The following is a 23783-nucleotide window of genomic DNA, read 5'->3' as shown; positions in this document are numbered from 1 at the left end:
ATTATTCGTCACTTTCCATCTTCACCTCCTCCATATCATCGGTCTTCAGCTTAAGATACGAACGATAAGCGAGGACAAAGAAAAACGCTGTGACACCAAAATTAATCACGATTGATGTCAAAATCAAAGCTTGTGGCAGTGGATCAACATAAGAACCTGATTCTTCGCCTAATAACGGTGGCGCACCTGACTTGAGTCTTGACATCGTTAGCAACAATAAATGCACACCATGTGTCAAAATGGAAGTTCCCAAAATAATGCGTAGTAGACTTCTCGACAAGATCAGGTATACCGCGACTGCGAATAATATCCCAACAGCAATGGACATCCATACTTCCATATCAGCGATCCTCCCCAATCTGTAAAATAATTGTCATTGTCACACCAAGCACCGTTAAGAACACACCTAGATCAAATAGTGTTGCTGTCGCTAATTCGGTTTTTCCCAAGAAAGGTAATTCGAAATAACCAAACGTCTGACTGAGAAAAGGAGCATCAAAGAAAAATGAGCCTATTCCAGTGGCATACGCAATACTTAAGCCTACAGCTGTCACTGTCCGATAATCGACAGGTAATATCCGTCTAACCGTCTCTGCATTAAAAGCCAAAGCAAGTAAAATCAATGCTGAAGCGGTCATCAATCCACCGACAAATCCGCCACCTGGATTGTTATGACCTGCAAAGAATAGATACAGTGCAAACGTCAAAATAATAAATACGATTACTTTAGTGCTTGTTTCCAAAATGACATCGTTACTTTTGAATTGCGTCATATTTCGTTGAACGGTTGATGTCTCACGGCGAGTACGACCTACATCGACACGATGCGTCTGTACATCTTTATTACGTAGATAATGAATACGTGCGCCTGCATCATTTCCTTTGACTTGCAGTTGAATCAAAGAGTAAATTCCGAGTGAAGCAATCGCCAATACGGTAATTTCTAACATCGTATCGAATCCACGGAAGTCGACCAGAATAACGTTAACGATATTATCGCCACCGCCTAGATCATGACTACCTTCCACAAAGAATGTAGCAATCGAAGCAAAGGTACTACTACCACTTGCCGCTAAAGCAACAAAGGTCATTACAACACCTACGCCTACAGCTACAATAATATTTATGATCCGATAACGATTCGATACAATTTCACGCCGCAATTCAGGCATATGATAAAAGCACAGTAAAAATAAAGAGACGGAGACCGTTTCGACAATCATTTGGGTCAACGCTAGATCCGGTGCGCGGAAAAGAACAAAAAACAAGGTCACCAGATATCCAACAGCACCGGTCATAATAATAGCGGTTAATCGTTTACCTGCAAATGGAACAGCTACAGCAGTTGCTACCAAACCGATCAACAGTATAATTTCATAAATACTGATCGGTGCAGCTCCTTGCGTTAGTAGAGACAATCCATCTGCTCGAATAAATACAGTTCCTATCAATACAATCATAAAAACAAAAATGTAGACGAGATAACTATGAACGGAACCGTTCATATATTTTTCAGTGAGCGCATTGGAACCTTTTTCGCCCCATTTTAAAGTACCGTCATATAGATTATTCCATGTTAAAGCTTGCGGATATTTGCTATATATCCCTTTCCAGCGTTTTAACAACAGATACATAATCGTTCCCAGTGCAATAATACCAATCGTCATTAAAAAGGCAGGTGTAATGCCATGCCAGAAGGAGATATGTACTTCAAAATGTTCTCCTGATGCGACCAGACTTGGTAATACTGCACGCATTGTTGGTTCGATAATGCTATACGACAACACATTCGGAAACAGTCCTAACCCTACAACACATAATCCTAAGACAATCGGTGAAATCAACATACCGATCGGTGCTTCATGAGGTGTACCGCCTAATTTATCCGGTTGAAGCGGTCCTCTGAATGTCTTGAACACCAGAATCATACTGTATACAAATGTAAATACACTACCGACAAAAGCCAGAATAGGGAACAAAATGCCCCATGTTTCTAAGCGGAACATTTCCATATGGCTTAGTTCTACCATCGCTTCTAGAAATAATTCTTTACTCAAAAATCCATTGAACGGTGGTATACCAGCCATAGCAAAAGCACTCACTCCTGCTACAGTAAAGGTAATCGGCATCACATTCATCAATCCACCCAGACGACGCAGATCGCGTGTACCTGTTTCATGATCGACAATACCGGCTACCATAAATAGAGCGCCTTTGAAGGTGGCATGATTAATCAGATGGAAAATAGCCGCCATTGTGGCAGTCGTATATAACAAAGACTCATTGCCGTATCCATAATAAACAGCCGCTGAACCTGCTCCAAAAAGGGACATAATAAGTCCCAATTGCGAAATTGTCGAATACGCAAGCAACGCTTTGAGATCAGTCTGCTTGACAGCCAGTATGGATCCGTAACACATCGTGACTATACCTACCGTCGATACAATCCAGAACCATTCAGCTTGTCCTGCAAAAATAGGACTAAAGCGTGCCACTAGATAAATTCCTGCTTTTACCATCGTAGCGGAATGTAGATAAGCACTTACTGGAGTCGGTGCTTCCATCGCATCCGGTAACCAGATATGGAAAGGAAATTGTGCAGATTTGGTAAATGCACCAAGCAGAATCAACAACATCGCTGGCAAAAATAAAGATTGCCCTTGAATATCGCCTAATACAGCAATCGTCTCACGAATACTAAATGTACCTGTCATGGAATGTAGCAAAATGAAACCAGCTAACATCGCAAATCCACCAAGTACCGTGATGAGCATCGACTTGAGCGCTCCATAACGCGAACGATCTCGTTCATACCAGAAAGCAATCAGTAAGAATGAAGAGATACTGGTCAATTCCCAGAAGGTATACAATACGATCATATTGTCTGAAAGAACGATCCCGAGCATTGCGCCCATAAAGATCATCAGATATAAATAAAATCGATGAATCGCTTCTTTGGCAGGATCGAGATAGAAGATAGAATACAGAACAACTAAAGCTCCAATCCCTGTAATCAACAGTGCAAATAATAGACTTAATCCATCCAAATACACCGTAAAATTAATTCCTAATGAAGGAACCCAAGGTAGGCTGACTGATTGACTGGTATCTGACTGAATCACTGGTAAATAACGCAAAAAATTTGCAAAGAGTAAGGTTGGGATGGCTAAAACGATCCAACCTGTATGTACACGTGGCAATCCTTTACGGATCAGAGGCACGAAGATTGCAAATAAAAACGGAATGATAATAGCAGCATGCAATACATACACTCTTGTTGACACCCCCAATTTCTTTATCTATTTCTTTTATATTACCCAAAAACAATACCTTCTGCCCTTAAATTCATCATTTTAGGCTAAATTAGCTCAAAATAACCAAAAAAACAGCAAAAAGGAGCCTTGGTGACAGGCTCCTCCGTTTTTGTTGCGCTATAGTATGGATTGCTAATCCAATAAGATATGTTTATGAGAACATAGGGAAAATATACTTCACTAAGAACCATAACACAATTGCCAAAATAATAATATATGCAGCATATTTAATAAATGTCGACGCGACCATACTTGAATCCGATTTACGTTCTACACGTACCTCTTTTTTATCCACATCTACATTACGATTTTCGTCCATTGTCCGTGATCTCCTTTGAGCGCCCTGTACGGTACGCATTATCATCTTGTGAGCATTATTACACGGATATGTGATCGGTGAATCGCTATTTACTTGCACTCTTTAAAATTTTAGGCAACCGAATAGACGACCTCTAATAAAGGACTACTCATACTGAGCTAATATGTTTTGGACATATTGCTGATACGAAGTTCGTAATAGAGATGGAGAAAGAATTTCAATATGTTGACCAAACCCTAAAAAATACTCGACCAAAAAAGAAATCTCACTTTCGCCAAACGTTCCAACGATATAATGCTCTGTTGGTTCTAAATCATTTTCAGGATGAACCTGTTGCAAAGACATATTAGAATAGCTTTTTTTGTGGAAGTGTTCGATACCGCTCGCATTCACTTTAACTTTAAAATTGAGCGGACGTTGGACGTTAAACTGCTCTGTCGCTAGGGTGTGAATCTGTTCTGCTGTCCAATCGATAGCTTGCTTCTCGGTGATATGTAGCTTTTGAATATAATCACATCTAAAATTCCGAAAAGCATGTTTATTCAGATCCCAGCTCAAACAATACCAGTGCCCATCCCATATGGATAACCGTAGCGGTTGAATAACACGAATATCTTGCTGATACCGATGATAATCCACTTCAATCACCTGTCTGGCAATAATCGAAGCAAATAATTCTACAATCAACGGTACTTCTTGTTGCTGATCTACACCTACCCACTGAATCCATTGTTCGGCTTCGGTCATCTGCTCTTTTTGCTTGTCAGGTAAAGTCGCTAATAATTTGCTTTTGATTTCTTGGTAATCATATTGAAAAGGCGTTTTGACTAATCCTTTCAATAGTTGTAGCGAAAAGAAAATCGAATGTAATTCGTTAGTATTAAAATAAATCGGTGGTAATAGGGAATTGGATAATACGCGGTAACCGCCATGACTTCCTTTCTCCGAATACAATGGCACACCTAACTCTTCTAAAGAAGCAATATCCCGTAACGCTGTACTTCTTGATATCTCAAATGTTTCGATAAGATCGCTAAGATTAAATTGCTTTTTAGCATTAATATAGATCATTTGCTGGATCAAACGTTCATTTTTATTCATAAATGACTCCTTTCATTTTTAATGGTGTCATGTTTTGACACTATTCTACCATACACTAAAGATATTCAAATAAAGGAGTGAAACCTATGTCTCAATTAAAAGTAAGTACGTTTTTATCTCTACATGGCAAAGCCAAAGAAGCTATCTCTTTTTACCAAAATCATCTTCAAGCACAAGTTGTATTCTGCATTACCAATCAAGAAATTACAGAAAGGCTAGACCCTACGTATACGTATCCAGCAAGCGAGAACGATTGGATCGCTCATTCTGTATTAAATATTGGAGACAGTCAGTTGATGATCGCAGATGAATTAATGAGTGATGCCAAGCAATTAGTCTTAGGTACCAACTTTTCATTATGTATTACTTCTGCTTCCCAAGAAGAGATCAGTACATTGTACAATCGACTTATTGAGCATCCGCAGACTCGTATTATTGTTCCACTTGCGCCGAACTTATTTTCCACAGCGTATGCTATTGTCGAAGATCCGTATGGAGTGGTTATTCAACTGGTGAAAGAAAAATAAAAACTTTACCATTATCCGAAAACTAGAAAAAGCCAAAAGACCTTCAACGCATATACAGAAGGTCTTTTGGCTTACTATGATTGAGTAGCTCTTTCATTGATTCTCTACTTTTTCACGTCGATACTGATTAGGCGATACGCCGATCATTTTTTTAAAAGCGGTACTGAAATAATGTTGTGAATCATAACCTACTTGGAGCGCAATATCTAAAATAGAGTGATCGGTTTCTTTGAGTAAATGGACTGCTTTTTGTATGCGAACTTGTACCAGTACATGGATAAAAGAATGACCTAGTTCACGCTTCATCAGACGGCTTAGATATGTGGGAGATACTTGCAATACTTCTGCTAACTTTTCCAAGGTTAACTCGGGATTATGATAATGAGATTGAATATAGTCTCTTGCGCGTCTCACCAATGGAGATAAACGAGATTGACCATCCAATTGTAATTTGGCATGTCGGTAAGCATGTGTCATCACTTGACTGTAATCTACAGATGGTTCTGAATAGACAGAAAGATCGGTTAGCCTATCTTCGATATGAATCTCTTGCTCTATTTTAGCTACAGGTTGTAGATGTACCTGAACATGTAGACCGATATAGTCTTTCACCGCAGTCATCATCTCATCGGCTTGTTGCTCATACTGATGGATCGATGGGGAATCATCATGTTCTTGCTCCATATTCCATGTACAGATCACCAGTAATCCTGATGATTCTCTACAAATGACAAGCGGAGCAGGCTGTAACAGTTCAGCAGCAATATTGCCAATCGCAAACAGCATTAATTGTTTATCTTGTTCTTTGAGCATCGGTCTTCCTTCGGCATGACCAGACCAGCGAATTAATGTCAATGTGTCTGGTAATCTTACGGGTAAATGCAAAAAGGATAACTGTTGCTTGATCTCATCATGATGAAGTCTGCCACTTAACCAATCCAGACAAAACTGTTCTTGCAACAATGACGTATTTTTCTGTATTTGATCGGTCGCTAATTTCAAATATTGTTCTTGATGTAAAGAGCCGTTCATTTCTGTGCGTATATGGTGAAGCACATCATACAGATGAAGAGGATCCACAGGCTTGAGAATATAATCTTTGACCCCTAACCGAATCGCTTCTTGCGCATACTTGAATTCATCATGTCCGGTAATAATCACAAATCGGCAATGTGGTCGTTCAGTACGTAATCGCTTCATCAGCGAAATCCCATCTAAAAAAGGCATGTTCATATCCACAAGCAAAATATCAATATGCTGTTCCATCGCCATTTCTAATGCTTCTTCTCCATCTTCTGCTTCTGCGGTAACGATCATCCCCAGACTGTTCCAATCGACGCAATCTCGAATCCCTTCACGAATAATCGGCTCATCATCAGCGATCAATACGTTATATACCGCACTCATTTATGCTCGTCTCCTTTACTTTCTATTTTGCTTTGCAAAAATCACTTTTTATTGGACTTGGTCGCGCTTATGATGCCAAGCGCTGACTGTAAGATATTTTGCTTTGCAAAAATCATTTTTTTATTAGACTTTGTCGCGCTTATGATGCCAAGCGCTGACTGTAAGATATTTTGCTTTGCAAAAATCACTTTTTATTGGACTTGGTCGCGCTTATGATGCCAAGCGCTGACTGTAAGATATTTTGCTTTGCAAAAATCATTTTTTCATTGGACTTGGTCGCGCTTTTGGTGCCAAGCGCTGGGCATATTCCATAACAGTGGTTGGGTGACTTGGATGGTTGTGCCGCCTTCTGGGCGTGGACAGATTTGGACACCGTAGCTTGTTCCATAGGCGAGGTGGATACGGGCTTGAATATTTAATAGTCCGTAGCTACCTGTCGGTTCTGGGCCTTGTTGTCCGATCCATGCGAGCGGTTCAGCCAGTTGGTGCTGTATCTGAATCAATCGTTCTTCACTAAATCCTGCACCATCATCGCTGATTGTATAGACTAATTTATCTTCTTGTTGTTCAGCAGAAATATGAATTTTTCCAGGGCCACGTCTGGCTTTGATGCCGTGGTAGATTGCATTTTCTACAATTGGTTGTAGCAATAATTTCATCACATATACGTTATGAACAGATTCTTGTATATCGATATCATATTGCAGTCGATCACGATAACGAGTTTTCTGAATTTGGAGATAGCTGACGATGTGCTGTTCTTCTTCTGCAAGGGTGATCATATCACTACCACGACTTAGTCCAATACGGAAAAGTTTGGATAGTGCATCGACCATACTTGATACATCATCTGCACCTTTCTTTTGCGCCATCCAATGGATAGTGTCTAATGTATTGTATAGAAAATGTGGACGAATATGAGCTTGTAGACTACGTAATTCAGCTTCTCGTTTTTGTTGCTCTTTTTGCTGATTGAGTGAGATAAGATTACGAATCTCATTCATCATCCGGTTGAAGCTACGACCCAGCATTCCAACTTCATCTCGCCGATTACTGATATAACGAGACGTCATATCGCCTGATTCCGCTTTTTGCATTAACGAAGACAGGCGATAGATCGGTCTAGAAATTGAGCTCGCTAATCCATAGGAAGCAGTAAGCCCTGTAAAGCACACACAAAATAGAAAAATAACGATATAAAAGCGAATCGTGCGCGCTTCGGCAACGGATTCACTAAATTGAAAAACGCCTACTGTTTTCCAACCGGTATATGATGATGTCCGATAAATAAATTGCAATTGCTGTCCTTGTATTTCTTCTGTAAATACATTCTCAGACTGGCGCAAGGAAGCAGCCAACTTCGCAGGAATACTTTGCATAAAAGTATCTGATGGTGCATAGATAACATGTCCACTCGGATCGGTTACCATCAGATACCCTGTTTTGCCCAGAGTGACATCTTTGGCAGCTTGAGCAATGACTCTTAATTTGAGATCAATCAAAATAACCCCTTTCACTTTACCTGTTGTGGGGTCATTGATTGAACGTACGACTGTGACTACTTCATCCTCACCATAATTAGCATGACTGGTAATATTACGACCGGATGGATGCCCTATAATGGTGAAAATCCCTTTTTGCTTGATCGCTTGTTGATACCATTCTTCTTGCGTCAGACTTCGATTATATCTAGCGTACAGTTCATTACTAATATAATCGCCTTTGGTATTTACAATTAAGATCCCTGCAATCTCAGAATAAACAGTAGTAAATCCTTGCAAAAACTGCCGAATCTGATAGGTCGATGTATCGGAAGCATCATTTTTGTTTAACGATTGACCAGCTAGAAATTGATCGACATTACGGTCAAAGCTAATCAGATAAGTGATACTTTGCATATTTTCCATATAAGTATCTAAGGTTTGGTTGACTTTGTTAATTAATTGCATCGTATTGGCAGTTACCTGACGCTCAATAATTTGATTGGATGTCCAGTTCACCATGATACCTAGTAAAATAGCAGGCAAAATACCTACCATCAGAAACAAAACGATTAATTGATGGCGCAAAGGTAAATTTTCAGGATGCCAGTACCGCCAATCTTTTTGTAACCATCGACGTATCCATTTATTTCGCATAATAATCAGCCACATTTTCTTGAGTAACCACAGAGATTCCGGTATCTACACGAACAGGTACAGGGGATACAATTCCACTTAGTGAGCGAGCAGGAACCGTTAATCCATGATGCAAATGAAATAAATATTGTAGCGACCAGTACCCCATATTCCATGTTCCTTGCGCAATCGTGGCATTGATTGTACCTGACTTGATCATATCTAATGTTTCTTTATTGGTATCAAAGCTAATAATGACAGGCTTACTTGAACCTGTACGTCCAGACTGTTCTACCGCTCGTCCTACCCCATAACTTCCGGTCGCTTCGGTAATAAATATACCTTTGAGATCAGGATATTGACGTAGCAATTGGGTCGTAATCTGTTCTGCTTTGACGGCATCTCCTTCATGATTTTCTACTGCAATAATCTTCATCTGAGGATAGCGATTTTTTATTTCTTGTTCAAATCCTTGTGTACGCTCTTTATGATTTTGTTGATTGGTTAACGTAATAATTGCTATTTTACCTTGATGCTTCGTTAATTTTGCCATTTGATCAGCGGCTGTCGTGCCTGCATTGGTATTGTCTGTCGCCAGAAAAGAGTACGCTTTACTGCCCGAAGCTTCTGCATCGAACATCACGACAGGAATACCTGCATCTACCGCTTTATTAACTGACTTTACAAGAGCTGGTGAATCGATAGCTGAGATAGCAATTCCTGCGGGCTTTTTGGCGATAATCTGATCCAACACAAGTGCTTGCTCACGAGCATCATATTGAGTCGCTCCACGGTATTCAACCGATACATTTAGCGCTTCAGCGGCATCCTCAAATCCTTTGAGTCCACTTTTCCAGTATTCCATGCCTGATTGGAAAGTAACCATGACATAATTTTCGTCAATATTTCCCTTTAATCCCTGCTCTGTCCAAGCCGCAGATTTCTCGTCTAATCGATATTGCATAATATAAATAATCAGAGCGCCGATCAAAATCATATAGATCAACAGCATTTTACGCATAATTCGATATTCCCTCCAGATCCATTCCCTGAACAATCTTCATATGATCTAATATAACTCAAATCAATTATTAAGAAAACGCTTTAATTAGAAGTGCTTGCAACGATTAACTTTGTGTTCTCCCTATCATTCTTTATTTAAAAAAAGAGGCCACTCTTTCGCAATCATAACGAAAAAGTGACCTCTTCTATCTATATTCATTCTGTACTCTTTATTGCTGATTGATCTTTCTTACACTTGATGGTCAAATACAATACGCTCTGACGGATGTTCAGGCAAAATCGCAGCGATTAACTTTTGCACAGCCGGATGATTCGATTGCATCATGGATTGGTGCATATCATCTTGATAGACCAGTTCACCTTGATCGATTACCATCACACGATCACAGATTGTCATCGCTGCTCGAATATCATGAGTCACAAATAAGTAAGATAATTGATGCGTTTTTTTCAATTCAGCTAATAAAGATAAAATCTGCATTTGATTGACCATATCTAGACTGCTCACCGACTCGTCTAACACAATTAACTTGGGATTCAGTGCAATGGCTCGAGCAATATTGATTCTTTGCAACTGCCCTCCACTAAACTGATGAGGACGCTTGTTGCCATCTTCAGCGCGAAGTCCAACCTGTTCCAGCAGTTGCGTCACCCGTTGCTTATGTTGCACAGATGTCAGCTTTTCGTAATTATCTAGCGGTTCACCAATAATCTGTGCAGCTGTCATCAATGGGTTCACCGCAGAATAACAGTCTTGAAAAACAACCTGTAAGTCCCGTCGTATGCGGTGACGTGTGGGTGTATTCACACGATATAGATCCTGACCTTCAAATAAAATCTGTCCTTGTGTCGGCTTTTCCAGACCCAGTATAATGTTGCCCAGTGTACTTTTACCTGCTCCACTCATCCCAAGCAGACCCAGACAACAGCCTTTTTCTAAAGTAAAAGAGATGTTATTTAATACGGGAGTAGGTGGTGTTCGGCGCAACCAATGACTACGATTCGCATACTGATGGCTGATATTGGCTACTTCTAACAAGTCATCCCCTCCTTTATCGTCTACAATTCAATAGGTGTTGAAGAAGACAAACGATCTATAATCGCTGTTGGACGTGACCGAAGCAACATCTGTGTGTACTCATGTTGAGGTTGGTCAAAGATCTGAGTCACTTCTCCTTGCTCTACAATCTGTCCTTTGTACATCACAACCACTTCATCAGCCAATTGAGAAATAACACCAAGATCATGAGATACCAGTACTATTGAAGTTCCACATTCATAACGAAGTCGATCCAGTTCACGCAGAACTTGCAACTGATTCACAACATCAAGCGCTGTAGTCGGTTCATCCGCAATAAGCAATGACGGTTTGAGACACATTGAGATAGCGATCATCACTCGTTGCAACATTCCTCCACTTAGCTGAAATGGATACTTTTTCAACAACTTATACGGATCAGGAAGATTCATACTGGCTAACGCTTCGATAGCTTGCTGTATCGCCTGTTGCTTGGATATGCGAGTGTGAGTACGTAATGTTTCTACAAATTGCGATCCAATCGTATAGACAGGGGTAAAAGCATTCATAGGATTTTGCATAATAGATCCTATTTCTTTACCACGTATCGTTCGCATTTCTTTATCTGACAGAGTTCCCAGATCACGTCCATTGAGCCGAACCGTACCTGAACATTCCATCTGGCGTGGTTGAAGTAAGCGTAAAATAGCATGACAAGTTAACGATTTACCACTACCACTTTCACCAACAATCCCAAGAATACGTCCTTTTTGAAGTTTAAAGTGAAGCGGCTCCAGTAAAGGGATAAGACCTGCATTTGACTTCAGTTGTACTTGTAAATGTTCCACTTCTAATACATGATCTGCCCCAGCTGTCATATGTGCCTCCTTCTGTATACCGTTATGCACGATTAACGTCTTTTGACCCCATATTTTTCTGACAAAGCTTCACCGAGAATATTAAAAGTCACCACGACTGCAAGAATAAACATACCGGGATAGATCATTAATTCAGGATGACTACGAATATAGCTGGTTCCTTCATGAATCATAGCGCCCCATTCTGCATGAGGAGGTTGTATACCCAGCCCTAGAAAAGAAAGAGCAGAGATATCCATAATCGCCCAGCCCATTTCCAATGTACCGATTACAATAATAGGTCGCTGTATATTAGGAATAATGTGTTTGTAAATGATTTTCCATGAAGAAGATCCACTAATACGTGCCGCTGTTATAAAGTTTTGTTGCTTCAAACTAACGACCATATTTCGGCAAACCCTTGCATAATATACCCACTGTACTAACATCAGTGCCAGCAATACTTGCATCAGTCCGGGGCCGAAGATTCCGACCACTCCGAGCACAAGTACCAGATTGGGAAAAGCCATAATCCCTTCACACAGACGCATCAATATACTGTCGATCCAACCACCCATATAACCAGCCAATGCGCCTATAATAAGGCCAATGCCTAAAGAAGATATGAAGATCACTGTTGCAAATCCAAGAGAGATACGTGCACCGTACAACAGTCTGGATAAGGTATCTCGTCCTAAATGATCGGTACCTAGCAGATGTTCTGCTGAAGGATCTTTGAGCTTTTGCAATAAATTTACTTTTATCGGATCATGAGGAGCAATCCATGGCGCTAACAATGCAGATCCAAAAAAAATAATAATCAGTATAGAGCAGATCATAATTGCTTTTTGCCCTAAAAATATAGCTTTCCATCTTTTAATCAACGTTTCGCCCGTCCTTTCAATGAAATTCGCGGGTCCATATACAATTGCACTAGATCAACCAACAAATTGCATAGAATAAACAAACAAGCGGCAAAAAAGATATAACATTGAATAACCGGAATATCCCGATTAAAGATCGCTTCTACAAAGTAACGACCGAATCCAGGCCATGAAAATACCTGCTCTACAATAATGGTTCCAGTTAACAACTTGCCTAAATTGATGCCCATTCCGCTAATCAGAGGCATGATTGCCATTTTGAGAACATGTTTTAACATAATGACTTGTTCTCGCAATCCTCTCATCCGTGCGTATTGTACATATGTTTCTTGAAGCTGATCGAGCATACTCGCACGTAACAACCTTGTGTATACTGCGATTAGCACCATAGATAATGTCATTGTTGGCAATACTAGATTTCTCCAATCGCCACGTCCCTCTACAGGTAACCAGTCTAACTTTACCGCGAAGAAGAAGATCAATAGATAACCCAGCCAGAATTGCGGAATCGACGCACCGAGATAAGCAATAATACGACTTAACATATCGATCCAACTGTTCTTGTAGACAGCGGCTAATACTCCTAGTGGAATACTGACTAATGCTGAAAATAACATACTCCAAAAGGCTAATTCAGCAGTAGCAGGAAGCTTGGAGACCACTTCATTCCAGACAGGCTGATTGGTTAGATATGATTTGCCAAAATCAAGGGTAGCGATATTCCCTAAGGTATGGACATATTGCACAAGTAACGGACGATCCAGTCCAAATTCATGCCTTTTCTGCTGTAACAATTCATCTGTCGGATAGATATGAGCGGCTGTCAAATAAGCTTCGGCTGGATCAATAGGCGAAATATGAATTAAAGCAAATGTAATCAGTGTAGCGATAAAAACGATCGGTACAATAGCGACGATTCGTCTACCGATATAACCAATCATTGGGCATTCAATGTAATCCCGGAGAATGGATTCTCATCACGGTTAGCCGGGAATACGAATTGGGCAATATTTTTATGATAAACTGCTGTTTTCTTAATATACGAAATAGGTACGATCGCTGATTGTTCTTGTAATGTTGTCAAAATCGAACGATACAATTCTTGACGCTTGGTCTCATCTGTTGAAGATAATGTGGCACGAATCTGCTGATCCAATTCTTTTTTATTCGGTATAGCACTAAGCGTCTCCGAAATACCAAACCCGGGACTTGCTACCACATTAATAAATGAATGAGGATCATAAGGTGCACCATAGTTATACCAGAAATACAAATCAAAATCATTCGCTTTTAAGCGCTTGATCTGTACCGTCAGTTCTAGACCGGAAAGATTGACTTTAGCGCCTAATGCTCCCCATTCCGCTTGAATCGTTTCTGCCATTGCTTTTTGAATAGGGTCTGTTTTGTCATAAATCAATTCAAATTCTAGGGGTTCCCCATTTTTCTCACGTACGGTTCCACCTGCTGGCAATTTCCAACCAGCTTCATCCAGTAAAGCTTGAGATGATGCTACATTATATGTGACCGGTTTGAGTTCAATATTGGTATACGGATAGTTTTTGGACAATATCGAATCCGCAGGTTCTTCTAGACCAGAAGTGATGCCTTCGACCATATCTTTTTTATTGAATCCTTGATTAAGCGCTGTACGTACTCTGATATCTGCTAATTTGGGATTAGATGAATTTAACAATAGACTACGTGTACCTACAGGTTCAGATAACTGAGTGGTATACTCTTGATTTTCACGAAGTTGATTGAATGCATCCAGACTGATTACACCTTCACCATAGATCAGATCAAGATCACCTTTTTCAAAAGCAGCGACCCGTGTCTCCGCATCAGGAATGATTTTGATAGTAACTTGTTGGACGTCAGGAAGCGTTCCCCAGTAATTCGGATTCTGCTTAAACACAGCATATTCATCTTGCTTATATTCTGAAAGTAACCACGGTCCTGTTCCAACAGGTTCTTTGATGCCTTCAGCAGTATCACCGTTATCAGGGAATCCAGCTGCACCTAAGAAACGGAATGGACGTACAACCGATAAATCTTGCAGTACAGGATAATAAGGTTCAGTTAATGTTAAGCGGAACGTATGGTCATCCACCACTTCTGTCTGGTCAATCACACCTACAATTCCTAACCAGCTATGTGTATCTTTATGCTTTAAGACTGCATCAAAGTTTTTCTTTACGATGTCAGCATTAAACGGAGTCCCGTCTGAGAACTTCACATTTGGACGCAAATGAAATGTATAGACTTTACCGTCTTTGGAAATATCCCACGACTTCGCTAATGCCGGTGTTAGCTTCCCATTGGATTGATAGCTGACCAACGGCTCATACAGCATGGATTGGGCGAATAATTGAGAAGGATTATATGTATGCGGATTCATTGTTCCGATATCACGAGGCCATGACATGGTGATTGATTTGGGAACCGCTTTGTTATCCGTTGCAGTTGTACTGTTCTGATTGCTACTGCATCCAGCTACGACCAGAAGAATAGCAACCAATACGATCATGATCGGTGTAACTGATTTTTTAGAATAAAATGACTTCAATAATAAAACCCCTTTTCTCTCTTATCTATCAAACATGATAATGATTATCATATTCATTTAATAAGAATAGGGATGGTTAAATGTTTTGTCAATCTAATTGTTAGCGTATGTACAACGATTGACAATTTAACCCTAAATAATACCAAAAAAACCTGCACTCGTTATACGAGATACAGGTTTTCTTCATACTATATTGACATATTCTACGAATAATCATTCATCATTTATGCACGTTTTGCTAATTGTACGGTTGCTTGAATCGCCGCTTCAATTTCACGTTGAACAGCATTTGCAACTGTATCTGTATTAGGATCATATTCTTCAGCTAGATCGGCATCGGCATAACCATCTAGAGCTACAATCGCTCCTGCACGAATACCACGTAGTGAGGCGATAATGTATAGTGCTGAAATTTCCATTTCAACAGCTAAAGCGCCTGCTTGTTTATACTTTTTATGTGGAAATTCTTCGACTCCGTTGAAAAAGACATCCAGTGTAACTGTAATTCCCTTTTGTACAATGCCCTCACTTTGACGTGCCGCTTGATATAGAGCTTCGGTAACTTCACTATCTGCTACAGCCGGGAACGCTTCAGGAACGAGCTGACGAGTTAAGCCGTCTGTACGGACTGCCGCTGTACTGACAATCAAGCTACCTGCTGGATGATCCGCAGAATATGAACCTGCTGTCCCTACACGAATAATGGTTTTGACACCCGCACGAATCAATTCTTCAAAACAAACCGCTGCCCCAGGAGAACCTACACCATGACTTACAACAGCAAGTTCGATCCCATCACGTGTACCGACAAAACTACGATATTCACGACTAAATGCTAATTCCCGTGTATTGTCTAACAATGAAGCGATATGAGCAGCACGCTTAGGATCACCACAGACAATGGCGTATTCAGGTACATCTTCACTATTGATTTGCAAAATAGGCATTAACATTGAATTAATCAAACTCCTTTTTTGTCCATTCATCTTCCGGTATCGGCAAAGCTTCACCAGAGAAACGTTGTTCGGCAAACGGATCAGCTTCATTATGAAAACCATTTTGCTCCCAGAATCCGGGGCGGTCTTCTTTCATAAATTCAAGTCCTGTTATCCATTTGGCGCTTTTCCAAAAATACAAATGCGGCACCACTAGACGTACAGGATATCCATGCTTGGGTGTCAGTGGCTTATGATCATAATGATACGCTAGCAATACATGTTCAGACAATAGGTCAGCCAGTGGAACATTGGTCTCGTAATCGTTACCGCCATGTACCATGACATATTTTGCTTCTGGCTTGACTTGCAATACCTCTAACAGATCACGAAAACGCACCCCTTCCCACAGCGTATCAAATTTCGACCAACGGGTCACACAATGAATATCGCTCGTCATCTGTGACTTGGGCAAAGCTTGCAAATCAGCATACGACAATATCTGTTCTTGCTCCACTTCGCCAAATATTTTCAACTGCCATGTGTCTGTATCCACATTCGGTACGTCACCTTCATGAAGAATCGGAAACGTTTCTGTTAAAAACTGTCCGGGTGGCAAGCGATCGGCTTGTTCTGCTAATAGATTTTTGGAAAAAGGAACTTTAGCATTTTTGATCCGTTCTGCTTTATTTTTCAAACCATTCTCTCCTTTTCAATTCAAATTAACGCGAGCTTCCGTTGGCTCGTTGAGCATCTTTGAGATAACTACGATCTTTGAAAAAGAACATCGCGACCAGTGTCACAATATACGGTAACATTTGTGTAAATTGAGCAGGTAAAGCAAAACCTTGTAGACGAATACTAAATGCATCCATAAAGCCAAACAGTAGACTTGATGCAACTACACCAATTGGATTGGATTGACCTAACATCGTCGCCACCAACGCAATAAATCCACGTCCTGCGGTCATGCCTTCTGTAAACATAGTTACCTGTCCGAGCGATAATTGTGCTCCAGCTAGACCGCATAATACACCTGACATTAATACGGCTCCATATTGAATACGACGCACAGGAATACCCAGACTTTGAGCAGCAACAGGATTTTCACCTGCGGCACGTAAGCGGAATCCACTAACCGTTTTGAATAGATAAATTTGCATAAGAATAGCGGCAAAAAAAGCTAAATATACAAGTGGTGAATGACCGGATATAATGCCACCTAATACCGGAATGTCTTTGATCACCGGAATATCCCATTTCGGCAAGCCCATCATATTTTTATCGTAATAAGCGCCTTTCACATCGAAGATCGCTCGTAGACAGAATGTTGTTAATCCTGCGGCTAAAAAGTTCATTGAGATCCCGACTACAATTACATTTGCCCTCAGATTAATACTGATATAAGCAAAGATCAGCGAGAATAACATGACACATAAAATCGCAAAAATAATAGCCAACCACACATTGCCAAGCAAATGATTACCCAGTATTGCAGAAAAGGCTCCAACCAGTACCAGACCTTCCAAACCTACATTAAACAGTCCAACCCGAGCACAGATGGCTCCACCCAGAGCAGCGAGAAGAATTGGCGTCACAATACGCAACATGGAATTAAATAGAGACACATCGAATAACTGATCCATTATTTCTTCTCCTTTCTGCGTTTGAGGAACGCATAGCCAAACCGAGCCGATACAAATAGCGTCAATACCGCTTGAATAACGCTAGCTACTTCTAAAGGTACATTGGTATTACGTTCTACACCCATCGCACCTGTCTGTAATGCCGCCAGTAAGATACCTGCTACCGCTGTTCCTAACGGATTAGAAGAAGCTAACAGTGTCGCCATAATTCCGCTCCATCCATAATCTGCGGAAGCAAGTGCACCATCTAGATAGCGATGCTGGGTACCGAGTACTTCGCCTGCGCCTGCTAGTCCAGCCAGTGCTCCACTGGTTAACATCGCTACGACCATCATCCGCCCTCTTTTCACTCCACCATAAGCTGCAAAAAAAGGATTGTTTCCAAGCATCCGAATCTCATAACCGGATACACTTTTTTGTATAAAGATGTACAATGCTATTGCTGCTACTATCGCTAGAATAAAGCCAGCATGTAGACTCATACCGGAAAATAATTTGGGTAACCAGACACTTTTGTCGATCATAGGTGTCTGTGCCATCGCTGCTGACCCACTTTGATCTTTCAAAGGAAAAGCGACCATATAGCCAGCAAATAATGAAGCGATATAGTTCAATAACAAGGTAGAGATCAACAAGTTAATACCGAATTTGGCATCCATATAACCTGCAAATAGTGACCATAATCCACCGATTGCCATCCCTACAACGAGAGATACCACCAATACCATCCAACCCGGTCCGGGTAGATATAGAGCGGTAATCGCTGCGGCGAGTCCACCCAGTACCATCTGTCCGGTAGAACCCATATTGAAAAATCCCGCTCGAAAAGCAAGCGCAACACCCAATCCTGTTAAAATAATCGGTGTTGCCCGGGTTAATGTATTGGTTAAAAAGTAAAAACTTCCGAACGCACCATTCCACATTTCAGCATAAGTATCAATTACGGAATCGCCTAGTAAGACTATGGCTATCGCTCCTGCAAGCAAACCGATAATCACAGCGATAATCGGTTGTAGAAGCGCAAATAGATTTCGTTTGAGTCTGGTCATAGTTGGCGCTTCCCTCCTGCCATTAATAGACTGATCTGCTCTTCGGTGGCTTCTGCGGCAGATAATTCTCCTGCAATCGCACCTTCATACATCACCAGCACACGATCAGATAATTTAAGAATCTCGGTTAACTCGGAAGAGACTAACAAAATACCATCGCCTGCTTTGCACTTAGCAAGCAGTTCACCATGGATCGTTTCCATTGCGCCTACATCAACCCCTCGTGTAGGTTCCGCTGCAATCAAAAATGGTTTATTTTGGGCAAATTCACGGGCGGCAATTAACTTCTGTAGATTACCACCGGATAGAAATTGAGCTTGAGTATCCAGTGATCCTGTTTTGATTGCAAAACGTTCTACCCATCCACTAACTACTTTACGAAGTTTGTGACTCTGAATAAGACCGCCTTTTTTGTAATGATGTTGATGCCCCATTAAGCCATTATCTAGTACAGTTGCTTCACGCGAAGCTCCCCACATATACCGATCTTCTGGAATATGAGCCATGCCTTGCTCTCTGATCGCCCGCACTGAATCTCCGGTGACATCTTTCCCATTAAGCTCTACAATTCCGCTATCTGGCTGAACAAGCCCTGATATAACCTGCAACAATTCAGATTGTCCGTTACCTGAAATGCCTGCAATCCCTACAATTTCACCCTGACGTACAGTTAGCGTGACATTATCTAGTAAGGGCTTAGCGCCTTTGGCTCCAGCAAGTGTTACATTTTGCACATGCATGACAGACGCACCCGGTTCATTCGCTACTCTACTCATTGGAATCAGATCACGTCCAACCATAAGACGAGAAATCTGCTCTTCATCGGTTGTATTGGATTCCATATGTCCGGTGATCACACCATCACGTAGCACTGTAATCCGGTCTGCCGCTTCCATGACTTCATGTAGTTTGTGAGTAATTAGAATAAAGCTTTTCCCTTGCGCAGCCAGACGTTTAATCGACTGCAATAATTCTTTCACTTCACTAGGCGTTAGCACACCTGTAGGTTCATCCAGAATAATCACATCTGCGCCTTGATATAATACTTTCAAAATTTCAGTTCGTTGTTGCACGCCAAGAGGACAATCTCCTGCTTTGCGCCACGGATCAACAGGCATGCCATACATTTGTCCGAGTTCATTCACTTTATCTGCCGCCGCTTTGCGGTCGAATAATCCACTACGCTTCGGTTCTCCACCGATCACGATATTTTCAGCCAGTGTAAAACTTGGAAATAACATAAAATGCTGATGTACCATGCCAATCCCTTGCCGAATCGCTTCAGATGGATCATGAAAATGAACTTCTTTACCATTGATCATAATGCTACCAGAAGTCGGTTCTTCCATACCGTATAACATACGCATTAAGGTGGTTTTACCTGCACCATTTTCACCCACGAGGGCATGAATTTCACCTTTACGGACATCGAAATTGATATTGTGATTAGCGGTAAAATCGCCGTATTTTTTAGTTATATTTTTCATTTCTAATAACAACGTCATCGGTGTAAACCTCCATTCCAGATTACAAAGTACCTCAGATAACAACAAAACCGGCTGCTCGGTATAGCAGCCGGTTAGATCAACTTGCCGTGCTTATCATATCTACTATTTTTGTGCTAACGGATCTTTAACAACGATCTTACCTGCGATAATATCATCACTGATTTTTTTAACTTTAGTGATCACATCTTCACCGATAAAAGGACTCAGCTTCGATGTACTGTCTGTTGTGACAAAAGTAAGACCTACACCTTTTTCTTTCAATCCATAAGCAGTAGAACCAAATTTAAAGTTACCATCGACAAAGTCTTTTACAGTTTCGTAAGCGACTGCATCTGTTCCTTTTAATTGAGACAATACCACATGGTCTGGATCTTCAACCGTACGGTCAGTATCTTGACCGGATGTGTATAAGTTTTTCTCTTTTGCGGCTTCAAATACACCTAGATCACTTGTTGCTGATGCACCAGCTACAAAGTCAGCGCCTTGACCGTATTGTACTAATGCTAATTCTTTGGCTTTGGCTGGATCGTTAAAGCTACCTACATAACCGATTAAGAATTTGGCTTTCGGATTTACAGAAGCCAATCCTTCTTTGAAACCTTCACTATATTTTTTAAGCAATGGAACATCTTGCGCTGCTACCATACCTACTACATTTGTTTTTGTTGCTAGTCCTGCTGCTGCTCCTAATAGATAAGAAGCTTCATATTCACGGAATCCTACGCTACGTACGTTAGGAAGATCTACACTTGTATCAATGATAGCAAATGATTTGTCAGGATTTTCTTCAGCTACTTGTTTCAACACATCTTCTGCTTGGAAAGTCGCTGTAATGATCAGATCATAATCTTCTGCTACAGTTGCACGCATATTTTGTTCAAAAGCAGTAGGGTCAGAAGATTGGATGGTTTTAGTCTCTACACCAAACTCTTTTCCTGCTTTTTGGAAACCTTCATCCATTTGAACAAAAAACTGGTTAACCCCTATTTCTTCAGGAAGAACAAGAGCAATTTTCATCTTTTTACCTGTGCCTTCAGCACTGCTACCGTTGGACGCTGATTGTTCGGAATTAGACCCACCAGAACTACATGCTGCTAATAATGCGAACACCATAACCATAGTAATTACGAACATTAAACGCTTCTTCATTCTTTTTTATTCCCCATTCCATCCAAATTTAACGTATGTTTTCACTAATCCTAAGAAATTTGTCGCCTTTTGTCAAACCTTTTTTAGGTAATATGCGGAATAAACAATCATTTTATAACAAACTAATCTCTTATTCCGCCAAATCCGTTCTCAAACTTTTATATTACTTTAATATGGTTAAGACTGTTACACAAGGGTTTTCACTGATTTTTGACTTAAAATCAAATATAAAAAAAGCCCTGAACAATGATGTTCAAGACTTTACGTATCTATAAAATAATTTTTCGTATGTTTTTAAACGATTACTGTTTACACAGACTCATGATCCTGCTTCGGGTAGCCAGCTATCTTCTCCTGCTAAAATACGTGCTACTGTATATTCTTCTACTTCGGTTCGATCTAATAGCGAACTCCAAGATACTCTTTGCTCTCTAGAAGCTCCTGCACCTTGATTACCATATTCTTTATAGATGACAGAAGATTCGGCTTCAGTCTTATTCCAGTTATGCCAACCTTCAGGATGAATATGCCCACCTATATCACATCGTACAAATGCTACTTTGGCATAATTGCGCCACGGTCTTCCTAAATAAAAGCTATGTGCTGGTGCATCGCTTGTTAACTGACAATCGATAAATACATATCCATACTTTACATCTTCCGGCGTAGAAGCCGCTGTTAACCATCCATGAATAGATGACTGCTCTGTAGCTTCTGGATTAGCAGAGACTTGAGACAGAAGCGCTCGCTTTCTAGCAAAAATCTCACACTGCTCAAACACAGCTGTTGCTGATCCAAAAATAAAATCGACATTTCCTTCTATATAACAGTGCTTATAATATTGACGTTGCTTACGGCGAGGCGCTCCTTCACGAGGTCCTCCGAAGGTACCACGATCTATCGGTTGAGGCGGTAACGGCCCGGTGAACAACGTATCTTGCTGTCCAATAAATCGACAATGACGAAAAACAGCTCTATCACTATCCACATACACCGCTAATGCTTGCCCTACTTGTTCCCCTGCACCAGCAGTATTGATAAAAGTTACATGTTCTGCACTAAAATCATCACTACCTACAAATACGGTATACGAATAAAAGGTATGATACAACGATCCATCAGGAAACGTTTTGCGTGCATAATCATTATACGTAATAACAGTAGGTTGATCAGAATCCCCAATCAATCGAACATAAGGCTTTTCAATATGAAGTTTCTCATTATAGACACCTGCTTGAATATAAATAGTCGTCGGATATTCTCGATCAGGTGGTATCGCATCAATAGCACTCTGGATGCTAGTATAATCACCACTTCCATCTGACGATACTGTTATTTCCAATAATGAAGCTGGAATATACTGCACAGTGTACCCTCCTCACTTAAGTGGCTTGGTATAAAGCAACCGATTGACGATGATATAATTGCGGTTGGATTACTACAGGATATTGCACCTGTTCTCCCCGAATTAAAGCAACAATCAATTCAGCAGCTTGAATAGCGAGTTCATCTAATGGCGGTCCAATCGTAGTCAAAGCCACTTCTGCATATTGCATATCCGGCAGATCATCATAACCGATTAACGAAATATCGGAAGGCACTTTGTACCCTGCTTCCAATAAAGCTCGTAAAGCTCCACGTGTCACCATATTATTCAATCCGATAAAAGCAGTCGGTGCATGTGCAGTCCATTCATAATTGCGGATAGCAAAATAACCATCTTCCCATGAAGAATATGCAGGTAAAATATAATCTTCATTCCATTCCAATCCTGTGCGCTGTAGAGCTTCACGATATCCCTCTAGCTTGATCGGTTGAGAATTGCCGATAAATCCAATCTGTGTATGACCGTTGTTTTTGAGATGCTCTACTGCTTTGTAAATGCCTTCTTTACGATCAATTTTGATGTATGGAGAATTAGGTGAATCATCTGTTCCTAGTACAAAACAAGGAATCTGAATATTAGCAAATCGTTGCCAGAATGCGGCTCGATCAGTCATTTCATAATCCCAAAAAATACATCCATCTACTCGTAAATGATCTAAAACGTCCATGCCTTCATCGGCAACTACCAGAATCATCTGATATCCTAACTTTTTCAATTCGGCATGTAGATTACCCGATATATTAGCAAACAGTGGATTATTCAGTTCGTCCAGTACAAATCCGATAATATTACTTCTGCCTGAAGATAGCTGTTGTGCCATAATATTTTTGCGATAATGATGTTTTTCAGCTACAGCCAGTACTTTCTCACGTGTAGCTGGTTTGATTCGTGGATCATGATTTAATGCTTTGGACACCGTGCTATAGCTAACGCCCGCTAGCTTCGCAATGTCTTTGATCGTAATCATATAACACCT

21 protein-coding genes are annotated in these 23783 nt (G+C 40.6%); 1 reads left to right on the top strand and 20 read right to left on the bottom strand.

Features of this window, described 5'->3' with window-relative positions; genetic code table 11:
* Position 1: 1 nt before the first annotated feature.
* The 4 genes from PO903_RS10530 to PO903_RS10515 form a co-directional block, all read right to left on the bottom strand.
* Positions 2-340, bottom strand: coding sequence for a Na(+)/H(+) antiporter subunit C (locus tag PO903_RS10530; protein ID WP_069326639.1), 339 nt, complete (start codon positions 338-340; stop codon positions 2-4).
* A 1-nt stretch (position 341) separates the two neighbouring features.
* Complete coding sequence (locus PO903_RS10525; RefSeq protein WP_273593379.1) at positions 342-3272, bottom strand: Na+/H+ antiporter subunit A; 2931 nt, start codon at positions 3270-3272, stop codon at positions 342-344.
* 193 nt (positions 3273-3465) lie between these two features.
* The gene (locus PO903_RS10520) at positions 3466-3633 is read right to left on the bottom strand and encodes a hypothetical protein (RefSeq protein ID WP_175425127.1); all 168 of its coding nucleotides are present in this window, start codon (positions 3631-3633) and stop codon (positions 3466-3468) included.
* A gap of 144 nt (positions 3634-3777) precedes the next feature.
* Positions 3778-4734, bottom strand: coding sequence for a helix-turn-helix transcriptional regulator (locus tag PO903_RS10515; RefSeq protein WP_273593378.1), 957 nt, complete (start codon positions 4732-4734; stop codon positions 3778-3780).
* Between the two features lie 86 nt (positions 4735-4820).
* Between PO903_RS10515 and PO903_RS10510 the strand changes: the two genes are divergently transcribed.
* Entirely contained in the window at positions 4821-5261 is a 441-nt protein-coding gene (locus tag PO903_RS10510) for a VOC family protein (protein WP_273593377.1), read from the top strand.
* A 93-nt stretch (positions 5262-5354) separates the two neighbouring features.
* Here the strand turns inward: PO903_RS10510 and PO903_RS10505 are convergent, their stop codons facing one another.
* From PO903_RS10505 to PO903_RS10430, 16 genes are all read right to left on the bottom strand, one after another.
* A complete protein-coding gene (locus tag PO903_RS10505) occupies positions 5355-6668 on the bottom strand; it encodes a response regulator transcription factor (protein WP_273593376.1) in 1314 nt (437 codons plus the stop codon).
* A 263-nt stretch (positions 6669-6931) separates the two neighbouring features.
* Complete coding sequence (locus tag PO903_RS10500) at positions 6932-8806, bottom strand: cache domain-containing sensor histidine kinase (RefSeq protein WP_273593375.1); 1875 nt, start codon at positions 8804-8806, stop codon at positions 6932-6934.
* Positions 8796-9806: a substrate-binding domain-containing protein gene (locus PO903_RS10495; protein WP_069326645.1), complete on the bottom strand. Its 1011-nt coding sequence runs from the start codon at positions 9804-9806 to the stop codon at positions 8796-8798. The genes PO903_RS10500 and PO903_RS10495 overlap by 11 nt, the downstream gene beginning before the upstream one ends.
* Positions 9807-10037: 231 nt before the next feature.
* Positions 10038-10847, bottom strand: coding sequence for a nickel import ATP-binding protein NikE (gene nikE, locus PO903_RS10490; protein WP_273593374.1), 810 nt, complete (start codon positions 10845-10847; stop codon positions 10038-10040).
* A 20-nt stretch (positions 10848-10867) separates the two neighbouring features.
* Positions 10868-11704 carry an ABC transporter ATP-binding protein gene (locus PO903_RS10485; protein ID WP_273593373.1) on the bottom strand — a complete coding sequence of 279 codons (837 nt, stop codon included), beginning with the start codon at positions 11702-11704 and terminating at the stop codon, positions 10868-10870.
* 32 nt (positions 11705-11736) lie between these two features.
* Positions 11737-12567, bottom strand: coding sequence for a nickel ABC transporter permease subunit NikC (gene nikC / locus PO903_RS10480; protein WP_273593372.1), 831 nt, complete (start codon positions 12565-12567; stop codon positions 11737-11739).
* A complete protein-coding gene (gene nikB / locus PO903_RS10475) occupies positions 12564-13508 on the bottom strand; it encodes a nickel ABC transporter permease subunit NikB (RefSeq protein ID WP_273593371.1) in 945 nt (314 codons plus the stop codon). Before nikB ends, nikC begins: the two co-directional genes overlap by 4 nt.
* Positions 13505-15094 carry a nickel ABC transporter substrate-binding protein gene (nikA, locus tag PO903_RS10470; RefSeq protein ID WP_273594642.1) on the bottom strand — a complete coding sequence of 530 codons (1590 nt, stop codon included), beginning with the start codon at positions 15092-15094 and terminating at the stop codon, positions 13505-13507. The genes nikB and nikA overlap by 4 nt, the downstream gene beginning before the upstream one ends.
* A 263-nt stretch (positions 15095-15357) precedes the next feature.
* Entirely contained in the window at positions 15358-16086 is a 729-nt protein-coding gene (locus tag PO903_RS10465; RefSeq protein ID WP_069326650.1) for a nucleoside phosphorylase, read from the bottom strand.
* Positions 16087-16090: 4 nt separating this feature from the next.
* Positions 16091-16765, bottom strand: a complete 675-nt coding sequence (locus tag PO903_RS10460; RefSeq protein ID WP_273593370.1) for a sulfite oxidase-like oxidoreductase — start codon at positions 16763-16765, stop codon at positions 16091-16093.
* Positions 16766-16790: 25 nt separating this feature from the next.
* Entirely contained in the window at positions 16791-17714 is a 924-nt protein-coding gene (locus PO903_RS10455; RefSeq protein ID WP_137221115.1) for an ABC transporter permease, read from the bottom strand.
* Positions 17714-18763 (bottom strand): ABC transporter permease, encoded by a 1050-nt coding sequence (locus tag PO903_RS10450; RefSeq protein WP_137221117.1) that lies wholly within the window; start codon positions 18761-18763, stop codon positions 17714-17716. Before PO903_RS10450 ends, PO903_RS10455 begins: the two co-directional genes overlap by 1 nt.
* A complete protein-coding gene (locus PO903_RS10445) occupies positions 18760-20268 on the bottom strand; it encodes an ABC transporter ATP-binding protein (RefSeq protein ID WP_273593369.1) in 1509 nt (502 codons plus the stop codon). Before PO903_RS10445 ends, PO903_RS10450 begins: the two co-directional genes overlap by 4 nt.
* Before the next feature lie 105 nt (positions 20269-20373).
* A complete protein-coding gene (locus tag PO903_RS10440; RefSeq protein WP_069326655.1) occupies positions 20374-21420 on the bottom strand; it encodes a BMP family lipoprotein in 1047 nt (348 codons plus the stop codon).
* A 319-nt stretch (positions 21421-21739) separates the two neighbouring features.
* The gene (locus PO903_RS10435) at positions 21740-22786 is read right to left on the bottom strand and encodes a pectinesterase family protein (RefSeq protein ID WP_273593368.1); all 1047 of its coding nucleotides are present in this window, start codon (positions 22784-22786) and stop codon (positions 21740-21742) included.
* Between the two features lie 16 nt (positions 22787-22802).
* Positions 22803-23774, bottom strand: coding sequence for a LacI family DNA-binding transcriptional regulator (locus PO903_RS10430; RefSeq protein WP_069326656.1), 972 nt, complete (start codon positions 23772-23774; stop codon positions 22803-22805).
* Positions 23775-23783 lie beyond the last annotated feature (9 nt).

Origin of the sequence: Paenibacillus sp. PK4536, assembly GCF_028594455.2 — a bacterium.
Taxonomy (GTDB): domain Bacteria; phylum Bacillota; class Bacilli; order Paenibacillales; family Paenibacillaceae; genus Saccharibacillus; species Saccharibacillus nuruki.
This window is presented reverse-complemented; position numbering and strand designations above follow the sequence as displayed.

Excerpts from the sequence above, each read along its gene's own strand:
- PO903_RS10530 (WP_069326639.1), bottom strand. The coding sequence starts at position 340 with ATGGAAGTATGGATGTCCATTGCTGTTGGGATATTATTCGCAGTCGCG.
- PO903_RS10520 (WP_175425127.1), bottom strand. The coding sequence starts at position 3,633 with ATGGACGAAAATCGTAATGTAGATGTGGATAAAAAAGAGGTACGTGTA.
- PO903_RS10515 (WP_273593378.1), bottom strand. The coding sequence starts at position 4,734 with ATGAATAAAAATGAACGTTTGATCCAGCAAATGATCTATATTAATGCT.
- PO903_RS10510 (WP_273593377.1), top strand. The coding sequence starts at position 4,821 with ATGTCTCAATTAAAAGTAAGTACGTTTTTATCTCTACATGGCAAAGCC.
- PO903_RS10505 (WP_273593376.1), bottom strand. The coding sequence starts at position 6,668 with ATGAGTGCGGTATATAACGTATTGATCGCTGATGATGAGCCGATTATT.
- PO903_RS10500 (WP_273593375.1), bottom strand. The coding sequence starts at position 8,806 with ATGCGAAATAAATGGATACGTCGATGGTTACAAAAAGATTGGCGGTAC.
- PO903_RS10495 (WP_069326645.1), bottom strand. The coding sequence starts at position 9,806 with ATGCGTAAAATGCTGTTGATCTATATGATTTTGATCGGCGCTCTGATT.
- PO903_RS10485 (WP_273593373.1), bottom strand. The coding sequence starts at position 11,704 with ATGACAGCTGGGGCAGATCATGTATTAGAAGTGGAACATTTACAAGTA.
- nikB (WP_273593371.1), bottom strand. The coding sequence starts at position 13,508 with ATGATTGGTTATATCGGTAGACGAATCGTCGCTATTGTACCGATCGTT.
- nikA (WP_273594642.1), bottom strand. The coding sequence starts at position 15,094 with ATGATCGTATTGGTTGCTATTCTTCTGGTCGTAGCTGGATGCAGTAGC.
- PO903_RS10465 (WP_069326650.1), bottom strand. The coding sequence starts at position 16,086 with ATGTTAATGCCTATTTTGCAAATCAATAGTGAAGATGTACCTGAATAC.
- PO903_RS10455 (WP_137221115.1), bottom strand. The coding sequence starts at position 17,714 with ATGGATCAGTTATTCGATGTGTCTCTATTTAATTCCATGTTGCGTATT.
- PO903_RS10450 (WP_137221117.1), bottom strand. The coding sequence starts at position 18,763 with ATGACCAGACTCAAACGAAATCTATTTGCGCTTCTACAACCGATTATC.
- PO903_RS10445 (WP_273593369.1), bottom strand. The coding sequence starts at position 20,268 with ATGACGTTGTTATTAGAAATGAAAAATATAACTAAAAAATACGGCGAT.
- PO903_RS10440 (WP_069326655.1), bottom strand. The coding sequence starts at position 21,420 with ATGAAGAAGCGTTTAATGTTCGTAATTACTATGGTTATGGTGTTCGCA.
- PO903_RS10430 (WP_069326656.1), bottom strand. The coding sequence starts at position 23,774 with ATGATTACGATCAAAGACATTGCGAAGCTAGCGGGCGTTAGCTATAGC.